The 11,235-nt window shown below is 73.3% G+C and carries 10 protein-coding genes; 1 reads left to right on the forward strand and 9 read right to left on the reverse strand.

The genetic code is table 11. The annotated features are described in order from the left end of the window. Positions 1-111 precede the first annotated feature (111 nt). A complete protein-coding gene (locus tag ACFV4F_RS07740) occupies positions 112-1,557 on the reverse strand; it encodes a DHA2 family efflux MFS transporter permease subunit (RefSeq protein ID WP_380500833.1) in 1,446 nt (481 codons plus the stop codon). A 79-nt stretch (positions 1,558-1,636) separates the two neighbouring features. Here ACFV4F_RS07740 and ACFV4F_RS07745 point away from each other — a divergent pair, with 79 nt between their 5' ends. After that, entirely contained in the window at positions 1,637-2,329 is a 693-nt protein-coding gene (locus tag ACFV4F_RS07745) for a TetR/AcrR family transcriptional regulator (protein WP_380500834.1), read from the forward strand. 11 nt (positions 2,330-2,340) lie between these two features. On the opposite strand, the gene ACFV4F_RS07750 is transcribed toward ACFV4F_RS07745, so the two are convergent. The 8 genes from ACFV4F_RS07750 to ACFV4F_RS07785 form a co-directional block, all read right to left on the reverse strand. Next, the gene (locus tag ACFV4F_RS07750) at positions 2,341-2,841 is read right to left on the reverse strand and encodes a flavin reductase family protein (RefSeq protein WP_380500835.1); all 501 of its coding nucleotides are present in this window, start codon (positions 2,839-2,841) and stop codon (positions 2,341-2,343) included. Further along, entirely contained in the window at positions 2,838-3,923 is a 1,086-nt protein-coding gene (locus ACFV4F_RS07755) for an alpha/beta hydrolase (protein ID WP_380447676.1), read from the reverse strand. Before ACFV4F_RS07755 ends, ACFV4F_RS07750 begins: the two co-directional genes overlap by 4 nt. After that, the gene (locus ACFV4F_RS07760; protein ID WP_380447678.1) at positions 3,920-4,693 is read right to left on the reverse strand and encodes a 2-oxo acid dehydrogenase subunit E2; all 774 of its coding nucleotides are present in this window, start codon (positions 4,691-4,693) and stop codon (positions 3,920-3,922) included. Before ACFV4F_RS07760 ends, ACFV4F_RS07755 begins: the two co-directional genes overlap by 4 nt. Beyond that, positions 4,690-4,917, reverse strand: a complete 228-nt coding sequence (locus ACFV4F_RS07765; protein WP_359973398.1) for an acyl carrier protein — start codon at positions 4,915-4,917, stop codon at positions 4,690-4,692. The genes ACFV4F_RS07760 and ACFV4F_RS07765 overlap by 4 nt, the downstream gene beginning before the upstream one ends. Next, a complete protein-coding gene (locus tag ACFV4F_RS07770; RefSeq protein WP_380500836.1) occupies positions 4,914-6,782 on the reverse strand; it encodes an HAD-IIIC family phosphatase in 1,869 nt (622 codons plus the stop codon). The genes ACFV4F_RS07765 and ACFV4F_RS07770 overlap by 4 nt, the downstream gene beginning before the upstream one ends. A 4-nt stretch (positions 6,783-6,786) precedes the next feature. Continuing rightward, positions 6,787-7,821, reverse strand: coding sequence for a 3-oxoacyl-ACP synthase III family protein (locus ACFV4F_RS07775; RefSeq protein WP_380447682.1), 1,035 nt, complete (start codon positions 7,819-7,821; stop codon positions 6,787-6,789). A gap of 34 nt (positions 7,822-7,855) precedes the next feature. Next, positions 7,856-8,260 carry a hypothetical protein gene (locus tag ACFV4F_RS07780; RefSeq protein WP_380447684.1) on the reverse strand — a complete coding sequence of 135 codons (405 nt, stop codon included), beginning with the start codon at positions 8,258-8,260 and terminating at the stop codon, positions 7,856-7,858. 80 nt (positions 8,261-8,340) lie between these two features. Further along, a complete protein-coding gene (locus tag ACFV4F_RS07785) occupies positions 8,341-10,956 on the reverse strand; it encodes a DUF6531 domain-containing protein (RefSeq protein ID WP_380500837.1) in 2,616 nt (871 codons plus the stop codon). Positions 10,957-11,235: the final 279 nt, after the last annotated feature.

Consider the following 11,235-nt stretch of genomic DNA (forward strand, 5'->3'; position numbering starts at 1 on the left):
CCACTGCCGGTCTCCTCGGGGTTGGTGCATTAGTTAAAGTCGGTCGGGGGGGGCGGGGGGGCGGGCCCCCCCCCCGCGCGCCCCCCCCCCCGCCCCGTGAGGGACGGGACGTCAGACGCTCTCGGGCTGCGGCGCGGGCGAGGTCTCGGCGGCGGGCTGCGCCCGGCCCGGCAGGACGAGGCCCGCGACGAAGACGACGACGGCGGCGGCGACCGCCCACCAGAAGGCGTTGCTGAAGGACGCGTCGGTCGGGGCCGCGTGCTCGCCGCCACCCTGGATGATCAGCGCGACGACGGCGATGCCGAGCGACGCGCCGATCTGGTTGAGGATGAAGACCGCGCCGGTCGCGCCGCCCACGGACTCGCCGGGCACGGTGCGGTAGACCGCGCCCATAGTGGGGGCACCGACCAGGCCCATGCCGAAGCCGGCGGCGAGCTGGGCGACGGTCAGCACGGCCTGCGAGGTGTCGGCGCCGGACTGGGTGAACACCAGGGCCCCGGCCCCGATCAGCAGGGCGCCGAGCGGTACCAGTTGCCGGGCGCCGAACTTGTCCGCGAGCTTGCCGGCGATCGGCATGCCGATCAGGGTGCCGAAGCCCAGCGGGGCCAGCAGCAGACCGGACTCCAGGACGGTGTGGTGGTGGACCTGCTGGTAGTAGAGCGGCAGCAGGAAGAGCAGCGAGAACAGGCCGCCGCCGAGCAGGAACATGGTGGCCACCGCGGCGCTGAAGCCCTTGTTGGCGAAGAGCCGCAGGTCGATCAGCGGGGCCTTGTCGGTGCGCAGCGCGTGCACGACGTAGCCGATGAACAGCACGACGCCGAGGACCAGGCCGATGATCACCTTGGCGCTGCCGAAGCCCTCGCTGCCCGCCTGGGACAGCGCGTAGACGATCGCCGCGAAGCCGGGCGGGAGCAGGGCGATGCCGAGGCCGTCCACCGGCACCGGGTCCCCGCTGGGCGCCGGGTCGGCCGGCAGGACCTTGACCGCGAGGATGATCGCGGCGAGCGCGAACGGGATGTTGACCAGGAACATCCACACCCAGGACAGGTTCTCCAGCAGCAGGCCGCCGACGATCGGGCCGACCACCGGGCCGAGGGTGATCGGCACCGAGATGAGGCCCATCACCCGGCCGATCCGCGCCGGTCCGGCGGCGCCGGCCACCACGGTCATCATGATCGGGTCGACCATGCCGCCGCCGAGGCCCTGGAGGACGCGGAACGCGATCAGGGACTCGACGTTCCAGGCGACGGCGCACAGCGTCGAGCCGGCCAGGAAGAGGGTCAGGCCGAGCAGCCACATCCGCTTGGCACCGAAGCGGACCATGGCCCAGCCGGCCAGCGGGATGGCCAGCGCCACCGCGAGCAGGTAGCCGGTGGTGATCCACTCGACGCTGGCCAGGGTGGCGTTGAAGTGGCCGCCCAGGGTGCTGATCCCGACGTTGACGATGGTCGCGTCGAGGTAGGACATCATGCCGCCGAGCACCATGACGCCGACCAGGGTGAGCAGCGGGCGGTCGAGCCGGGCGGGCCCGCCCCCCGCCGCGTTCGTTTCAGACACGGAAACTCCTTTGCACCAGACCGCCAAGCTAAATGAACTAGGTAGTTCATTTCGATGGCTGGGACGGTAGCATGGCTCCATGAGTGTTGGCGAGACCGAAAAGACGACCGGGAGCCCCGGCGACCGGGGCCGGATGGACAAGCGCCGAGCGATCGTGGAGGCCGCCCTGCGGGTCTTCGCGCGGGTCGGCTACGCCCAGGCGAGCCTCGACCAGATCGCCACCGAGGCGGGGGTCGCGAAGCCCACGATCTACAACCACCTCGGGTCCAAGGAGAACCTCTTCCGGCACGTCATGACGGAGACCGCGGCGCGCTCCAACGCGAAGACGATGGACGTGCTGGAGTCCTTCCCCAACGAGCCGCAGGACCTGCGGCCCGGGCTGGAGGACGTGGCCCAGAAGCTGGTCGACTGCTACTGCGACGAGCAGTCCGAGTCGGTGCGCCGCCTGCTGTACGCCGAGGCGGTGCGCTTCCCCGACCTCTTCGACGCCGTCCGGGCGAGCGGGCCGGACCAGTTCGTCGACGCGCTGGCCGGCCGCCTGGCCAGGCTGGCCAACGCCGGGCAACTGCGGATCGAGGACCCGGTCCGCGCCGCCAACCAGTTCATCGCCCTCGTCTACGAGGAACTGCCGGGCCTGAGCGGGCTGGGCACGCGGCCGCTCGACCACGCCGAGGTGACCAAGGTCGTCACCGCCGGGGTCGACACCTTCCTGCGCGCCTTCGGTACGAGGGCAGGCGTCGACCCCGGTACCGCTTCCGGTACCGGGGTCTGACGGATCCGGCCTCAGCGGTCGAGCCGCTGGTACGACCCGCGGAAGAACAGCAGCGGATCGCCGTCGGCGAGCGCGTCGAGCCGGAGCACCCGGGCGACCACGATCACGTGGTCGCCGGCGGGATGCTCCGCCTCGACCGCGCACTCCAGCCACGCCAGCGCACCGTCGAGGATCGGTGCGCCGCCCGGCGAGGAAGTCCACGGCAGGCCCTGGAACTTGTCCGTCCCGCTCGCCGCGAGACGGTTCGCCGCCTCGGCCTGCTGCGCCCCGAGGATGCTGATGCCGAGCGGCTCCGCGGACCGGATGAGCGGCCAGCTGGCGCTGGTGTGGGCGACGCAGAAGGAGACCAGCGCCGGTTCCAGCGACGCCGAGCAGAAGGAGTTCGCGACCAGCCCGGCGCGGTGGCCGGTGGCAGGGTCGGCCGAGGTCACCGCGACCACGCCGGTCGCGAACCGGCCGAGCACGTTGCGCAGGCACCGGGTGCCGCCGTCGAGGTCGATCGTCGTGTTCACGGCCGCCGCCCCTTCCCGTACCGCAGCCGGGCGAAGTCCCGGGTCAGCGCGACGCGCTGGTCGCCCAGGCCGCCGCGCATGCGCAGCACCGACAGCAGGGTCCACAGCCGGGTCTGCGCGAAGTGGCCCGGTGAGCCGTGCACGTCGTCGTGGGCGAGCAGCCGCACACCGCGCACGTGTTCCCGCAGCAGCCGGGCGTCGGCGGGCGGGATGATCTCGTCCCGCAGGCTGGTGACGTGGGCCACCGGGATGCGCAGTGCGCCCAGTTCGCCGGGCGTCAGCGCCCAGTCGCGGATCACCCCGTACACCTCGTCGGGCTTGGTGCCGATCAGGTGCGCCAGGGTGTCGGTGGTGACGCGCGGCACCGTCCGCTGCCAGGCGGTGTCGGTGAAGAAGTCGTGTACCGGGGCGCCCGCGCCCACCACCCCTCTGATCCGGGAGTCGTGCAGGGCGGCCCGCAGGGCGCCGTGGCCGCTGAAGCTCAGCGCCAGCGCGTACGTCCGTGAGGTGTCCGCCCGGTCCCCCACGGCGTCCAGCACGGCGGGGAGCATCCGCCAGCTGTCGGCGCGGTAGGGCAGGGTGTTCTCGCCCACGCCCGGCATCTCGGTGACCACGCCGGCGAACCCGAGGGCGCCGAGCTGGAGCAGCACTGGCGCCCACTGCTCCTTGACGGACACGATGCCGCCGGTCATCACCAGCAGCGGCTTGGGGTCCGCGGCGTCGAGCCCGGCGCTCCAGCAGCGGATCCGGCCCTCGGGCAGCTCGACGTCCAGCCGCTGCACGGCGGGGAAGTCGGCGCGCCACCGGTCGAACGTGTCGGTGCAACGGCTCAGGGCCTCCCGGCGCGCCGAACCGTCCACGTACGGGAACCGGGCCATGTTGTAGTGCACGCAGGCTTCGAGCAGCTTCCCTTCGGCCTCCAGCCGGGCCGCGTCGGTGCTCCACTCGTGGACCCAGGACCCGGGCCCGCCGTTCCCGTCGTGCCGGACGCGGTCCAGCAGCGGGTCGTAGTGCTCGGGTGGCAGGCCCTGCGAACGGGTGTGCGCGACCACGAAGTTCTTCAGCTCGGTGATGTCGTTCATACGCTCTCCAGCGACTCCTTGACCTCGGTCAGTACGTCCGCGGCCTCGGCCCCGTCGATCACGCGGTGGTCGAAGGCCAGGCTGAGCCGCAGCACCGGCGCCACGGTGACCCGGCCGTCGCGGACCACCGGCCGGTCCAGGATCCGGCCGACGCCGAAGGTGGTGGTCGTGCCGCCCACCGAATGGAAGGAGTCGACCGCGCGGTGTCCCAGCGAGGTCACCGCGAACGTCCCGGTGAGGTGGGGGCGCAGCGCGAGCGAACCCGCCGCCTCGCGGAAGCGCTCGCGTCCCTCGGCCCACGGCGCCCGGTGCAGCTGCCGCACGCCCTCGAAGTCCGGCAGCTGCTCGGCGTCGCCGTCCCGGACCCGGACGAGGTGCTCCTGGATGTCGTCGAGTTCGGCCTCGTGGAGGTTCGGTACGACGGTGCCGAGCACCACCCGCCGGCCGTCGAGGGTCCGGTCGAGGGTCAGTTTGCCGTTGACGAACGGGTAGTGCGCGATGCGCAGCCGCTGCGGTCCGCCCTCCACGGCCGCGTTGGCGTCCGGGTGCCCGGCCAGGACCCGTCCGGCCGCGCGCAGCACGTAGGCCGTGGTGGAGTACCGCACGCCCGTGCTGTCGAGGGCCGCGGCGCGGTGGGCCAGCACCCGGCCCATGTCCACCTCGGTGTCCAGGAAGACCGGCGCGAAGTCGCGGATCACTTCGAGGAAGAACAGGGTGTGCCGGCGCTGGCGCGGCAGCGGCTCGCCGACCTCGGTCTCTTCGGCGGTCACGACTCCACCGCCAGCCGGTAGACGGCCTCCAGGCTGGGCGCCTCCAGCACCTCGGACAGCCGCAGCGAGCGGCCGGTCTCGCGCTCCAGGAGCGTGCACAGCGCCAGCAGGTGCACCGAGTCCCACTCCTCGACGGTGTCCAGGTCCCGGCCGAGGTCCTCGGCCGAGACGGGCAGGGCGAGTTCGTCGCGCAGGAGCGTGACGAAGTCGTCGATGGTCCTCACGGGGTGTCCCCTTCGAAGTTCGCGGTCAGTCGGATGTGCCCGACGGGCTCGGGCAGCGGCTCCAGCAGGTGCCGGAAGGCGGCCGAGTCGTCGTCGACCGTGACGGTCTCGAAGCCGGCCCGCGGATAGAAGTCGGCGACGTTGCCGTTCTTCGCGGTGCGGCGGTAGTCGGCGCGCACCTCGGCGGCGCCGCTGCCGCGCGCGTGGCGCAGCACGGCGCCGAGCACGGCCTGTTCGATGCCGCGGCTGAACACCCGGCAGCTGAGCAGGAAGTTCTCGATGTGCAGGACGTCCGCGTCCCGCCGCAGCAGGACGGCGCCCACCAGTCCGTTGTCGCCGAAGCGGTCGGCGGAGGCGATGGTGAGCACCTGCGCGGCCGGGTCCTCGGCCATCGCCCGCACCTGTGCGGGCTGCAGCCGCCGCGTGGTGAGGTTGAACTGGTTGGTGCGCAGGGTGATCTGGGAGACCCGGGCGAACCGGTCGGCCGTCGCGGGGCCGAGGGCCACCGAGATGTCCAGCTCCCGCAGGTAGCCGTCGAGCGAGTCGAAGGTCGACAGGAAGTCCTGCCGGGCCCGGTCCTCGCGATAGCGGGCGGGCCGCGCCAGGTCCTCGTCGGTGAGCCGGCGCGCGTCGAACCAGCCGTCGTGCAGCAGCCGCGTCACGTGGGTCGCCGGGTCGCCGTCGACCCGGACCACGGCGACGGTGGGCAGCTCCCGCTCGACCAGGCCGCACTCGAAGGCGCTGTCGTCGACGAAGACGAAGCTGTCCACGGAGAGGTTGAGGGCGAGGGCCAGTTCGCGGAGGTTCTCGGGCTTGGGCCGCCAGTCGGCCCGGATCTGCACGAAGTCCTCCTCGCGCAGGACCAGGTCGGGGTGTTCGCGCAGGGTCCGTTCCACCGGTTCGCGGTCGTTCTTGCTCACCGCGGCCAGCAGGACGCCCTGCGCGCTCAGCTGGCGGGCCACCCGCTGGAAGCGGGCGAACGCCTCGCCCCGGTAGCCGCCGGCCGTCTCGATGCCCTCGGGGCCGACCTCGCCGAGCACCCCGCCCCACACGGTGTCGTCCAGGTCCAGCGCGAGGACCTTCTTCACGCCACCCGACGCCTGCCGGGCGAGGTGGCCGACCTCCCGCGCGTACGCGGCGAGCAGGGCGTCGGACAGGTGTGCCTTCGCGTACACGCTCTGCCGGACGTCCCGGGCGGCGACACCCTCGGCGAGCAGCGGGTCGAGGTCCACGGTGACGACCTCGGGGTGGGCCTCGGACAGGCGCAGCAGCCGGGCGTTGGCCTCCCGCCAGAGCACCCCGAGCCCGGCCCGGGCCCGGAGGTCGACCAGCTGGCCCGTCAACTCGCGCGGCAGCGGGAGGGTGTTGAGGACGAGCGTGGCCCCCTCGGTGGTGCCGGCGAAGACCCGCGCGGCCCGCTCGACCAGGGCGAGCTTCTCCTCCAGCACCCGCGCCACGTCCTCGACCCGCCACGGCGACGGCAGTTCGTCCACCACCGTCGCGGGGTCGAGCACGCACAGTGCGAAGGAGGGGCGGGCCGCGTAGAGGCCGCTCGACGGGTCGACGAGGTCGAAGACCCAGCCGTCGAAGTCGGACAGCCGGGTCCGGGCCAGCAGGCCGTGCCGGGCGAACTGCGCGGTGAGCGCGGGCAGCAGCGCGTTGAGCGTGCCGTGACCGGTGACGGCGACGACCGGCGCGGGGGTGCCGGGGTGCGCGGCGAGCACCGCGTCGGGGTCGGTCCTCGCCAGCACCCGGCCGGCGCGGACCAGTTCGTCGTCCGTCAGGCCGGCGAGCAGCCGCCGGACCTCCGGGTAGCGGTCGGGCAGGCTGCCCTCCCGGTGCAGCTCCGCCAGTGCGTCGGTCACGGCGTCAGTTCCCTTCCAGGGCGAAGCCCGCCTTGAGCCACTTGCTGGATTCGATGGAGATGCCGACGGCCCGTCGTCCGGGGCCGAGCGGCCCGGCGAGGGCGCGCTCCAACTGGAGGAAGACGATGGCGTTGCCGCAGTTGCCCGCGTCGTCCACGCAGGAGACGTCCTGCGCGCGGGGGAGTCCGAGCCGCCCGCTGATGAGCTTGGTCATCCGGCCGGAGAGCTGGGGCGGCAGCAGCAGGTCGACCTCGTCGCCGCGCCAGCCGAGGCCGGTCAGCAACTCGTCCAGCACCTCGCCGGTCATCGTCGGCACGTGTTCCTCGATCGCCTTGTAGTCCTCGGTCGCGGCGGGCCGGTCGCTGTGGCGGTCGGCCGGGCCGAACCACTCGAGGACGGCCCCGGGCGGACGGCCCAGGCCGACGAGCCGGGTGAACAGGGCCCGCACCGCCGCCGAGCCCGGGGCCGGGTCGGTCGACAGGACCGCCGCACCGGCCGCGTCCCCGAAGAGCACGAAGTTCACCAGCTCGGCCGGGGCCGCCTTGCGCAGGTCCGTTTCGAGGTCGTAGAAGCGGGCGATCACGTCACCGCCCAGCACCAGCACGGTGCGCCCGCTGCCGCTCAGCAGGATCTGCCGCGCGACGTCCAGCGCCTGCACCGCTCCCGAACAGCCGGACTGCAGCTGGAAGCTGCGCACGCCGTCGATGCCGAGCCGGTCGGCCACGACGTTGACGGTGGCCGGCATCAGCTGGTCGGGGGTGGCCGTGGCCAGCACCACCGCGTCGACGTCGCCCGGGCCGAGGCCGGCGGCGGCCAGCGCGCGGCGCCCCGCCTCCTCGGCGAGCGAGGCCAGGGTGCGGGTCTGCTTCCCGGTCTCCAGGTCCAGCGCCAGGTGGCGGGCCCGGGTGCCGATGAACGCGTCGACCCACTGCTCCCACAGCGGGTCCATGCCGAACCGCCGGGCCAGCGTGGCGTTGTCCAGGGCGGGCCCGGGAAGGGCTGCTGCGGCGGACAGGATGTGTACGTCCCGGCCGGTCATGTGTGGTCTCCCGTCGGTTGCCGGCGTGTTGGCGTCAGTCGGACAGCAGGATCCGGGCCTCGGCCGAGGCCCGGACACCTGTCATCCGCCACTTGCGGAACCCGGTCAGGCCCTCGTAGCGGCCGCCGGTGCCGACAGCCGGGTAGAAGACCCACTCGCTGGTGCGGACGTCGTTGAAGTCGGCCCAGCCCTCGGCGTGGACGGTGCCGTCCTCGAATGTGAGGTCCTCGCTGTAGTACGTCATCAGACCGCCGTCACCGGGGCGCGCGTACTCGATCCGGAAGGAGCCGTGGGAGGTGCCGATGAGCTTGCCCGACTCGTCGAAGAGTTCGTCGTCGAAGGTGCCGGTCTGGCCCACCTGCGGGTCCGAGACCTCGACGTCGTCGACGACCTTGACCACGATTTCCCGGGGAACCCGGAGGACGATCTGCTCGGCCATGTGTCCGTTCCTTTTCAGTGCGGTGGAGGGGGTGGATCGGGGGTGCGGCACGCGCGCGGTGCCCGCGCGGTCCGGGTGGGTCAGTGCGCCGCGAACCGCGCCGGCGGCGCCCCGGTGATCAGCGGGGGGACGTCGGGGGTGGCGCCGGGACCGGTGAGATCGGTCAGCACCCGGTCGGCCGGTGCCGCCGGTGCCGGCCGGGGGAAGAACGACCCGGCGGCCGGCTCGAACGGGCGCACCAGCACCGCCCGGAAGTCGTGCCTGGTCCAGGTGCCGCTGTTCACCGGGTCGTTGTCGGAGAACGTGTACGGCGCGTACTGCCGCCCGGTCGGGTCGGGCTGGGTGAAGCGGCCCCAGAACCCGTTGTAGAGGTGGTGGTCGAGGACGTGGGCGCTGCGCAGCAGCTGGTACGCGCCGCGGTAGCGGAAGGGGTTGGCGGCGGCGGCCTCCCCGGTCGCCGTCACCGCGCCGTGCGGCGTGTAGCGGTAGCGGGCGGCGAGCCGGCCCTCCTCGTCCAGCAGCGCGAGCACCGAGCCCTGCTGGTCGGTGACGGCCCAGTAGTGGCGGCCGTCGGCGGTGAGCACGGCGAGCAGCGCACCGTCGGGGGTGCGGACGAAGTCGGTCGGGACCCCGTCGTCGGTGGCACGGGCGATCCCGAGCGGGGTGTGGGTCAGGACGTGGGTGACGGTGTGTCCGTCCACGGTGGTCTCGGTGATCCGCCGCGGCAGCTCCTGACCGAGTCCGTCGTACCGGATGTCCACCACCTGCTGCCCGCCGAACACGCCGGTCAGGGTCTGGTTGGTGGCGCTGTAGGTGAAGGAGCCGGTGGGGTTGGTCTCCTCGGTGAAGTTGCCGGCGCCGTCGTACGCGAAGCCGGTCTCGCCCAGCAGGACCACCTGGCCCGCCGTGTTGAGGGTGAAGCGGGTGCCGCCGAGGCGGACCAGGTGGTGCGCGCCGTCGTACTCGAACTCGGTGTCCCCGGCCCGCACCAGGCGCTTGAGGCCGTCGTAGGCGAAGGTGACGGTCTCGCCGTCGACGGTCGTGGAGAGCAGGACGTCGCCGTCCGAACCGTCGGCGGTTCCGTAGCGGTACTCCGCGCCGACCAGGAGGTCCCCGGCGGGTCCGCGGACCGTCAGGGCGGTCCGGCGCCCGGCGTCGTCGTAGCCGATCTCCTGGCGGCCCGCACCGAAGTCCACGGCGGTGAGGCGGCCCGCGGCGTCGTGGGTGAGGCGGGCGGTGCGTCCGGCGGGGGTGGTGACCGCGACGGGCCGTCCGGCCGGGTCGTAGTCGTAGCGCGTCGTGCCGCCGGCGGTGGTCAGCGTGGTCAGCGCGCCCTCGGCGTCGTGACCGGCCCGCACCTCCTCGGTGTCCGCGCCCTCGGTGCGCACGGCCGAGGCGAGCCGCCCGCCCGCCGCGGTCCGGACCCAGCGGAACTCGTAGGACCAGTCGGGGGAGGACTTGCGGACCACGCGGCCGAAGGCGTCGTGGGCCAGGGTGAGCAGGACCCGGCCGGACTCCTCGTCGGTGACCTCGGCGAGCCGGCCGGTCGGGTCGTGCCGGTAGCCGGTGCGCCGGCCGGCGCCGTCGGTGACCCCGACGACCCTGGACAGCCGGTCGTGGCGGTAGGACGTCCGCCCGAGCGGCGCGGGCGGCGTGACGTCGGTCAGATTGCCCTGCCCGTCGTAACCGAAGGTGGTGGTCCGGCCGTTGCCGTCGGTGAACGCGGTCGGCCGGCCGTGCACCGGATGGTTGACGCGGGTGTCCAGGTCGGCCGCGCGGCCGGGGGCGCAACTGCGGACCAGGTGCCCCGACGCGTCGTACTCCAGGAGCAGTTCGTTGCCGGCCGGGTCGCGCAGGGCGGTGGCGAGCCCGGGGTGCGCGGCGTCGTCGTAGGCGATGGTGGAGCGGGCGGAGGTGGGCAGCCGCAGGGCGACCGGGCGGCCCGCCGCGTCGTGCTCGAACGCGGTCGTGGCGCCGGTGGCGTCGACGACCGCCGTCGGACGGCCGTCCGCGTCCCACTCCCGTCGGGTGACGTGCCCGAGCGGATCGGTGACCGAGGTCGGCCGTCCCTGGTCGTCGAACTCGTAGGTGGTCGGCAGGCCGGTGGCGCCGGTGACGACGGTGCGCCCGGGAGAGCGGGCGAACCCGGTGCGGACCTGGCCGTCCGGGCCGTCCCAGGCCACCTCCAGGACGGCGTTCCGGTCGTCGTACCCGAGCCGGACCGTCTCCCCGCCGGCCGTGACCGACAGCAGCCGGCCCCGGTCGTCCCAGCCGTAGGCCGTGACGCGGCCGTCGGCACCCGTCTGGCGGGCCATCCGGCCGGAGGCGTCGTACGCGAAGGCCGCCGCCTGGCCGCCGGCCGGGTCCACGACCTTGGCGACCATGCCGTCGCCGTCCCGGTGCAGGGTGACCGTGCGGCCCAGGCCGTCGGTCACCGTCACGGGATCGCCGGAGGCGTCGACCTCGAACCCGGGGCCCGCGCAGAGCGACCAGCCGGGGCCGAACCCGTCGGCGGCGGCCGAGGCGCGGCGGTGCTCGCGCAGGAGCCGCAGGTGGCGTCCGGACCCGGCGAGCACCAGGTCGATCTGACGGAACGTCGGCTCGCCCGTGGCGAGGTCGACCACCAGCTCGGCCAGGTCGCCGAGCGGCAGGCGCCACACTGCGCGGTGGTCGGGGAAGTCCCGGAGTTCGAGCACGGATGGGCTCCTCGGTCTGCGGGTCGTCGGTCGGACGGGCGCCAGACTCGCCCGGTCGTCTAAAGCTCGGCTAAGTCCGCGTGACGTGCACGTGGGGCCGTCCGGGCTCGGGAGGAGCCCCGGTGCGGTAGCCGTCGTGCCATTTGTGAACTAACTGGGGAGGTTCTTTCCGGGGCCGGTTGGCATGGATCGGACTCTTAGGCTGGTTGTGGTTGTTGGTGATCCGTTCGCGTTCTTCATCGTCGGAGCCACACCGTCGCTTACGGGGGAAGGGATTTC

This window comes from Kitasatospora sp. NPDC059722 (assembly GCF_042733235.1).
Taxonomy (GTDB): Bacteria; Actinomycetota; Actinomycetes; order Streptomycetales; family Streptomycetaceae; genus Kitasatospora.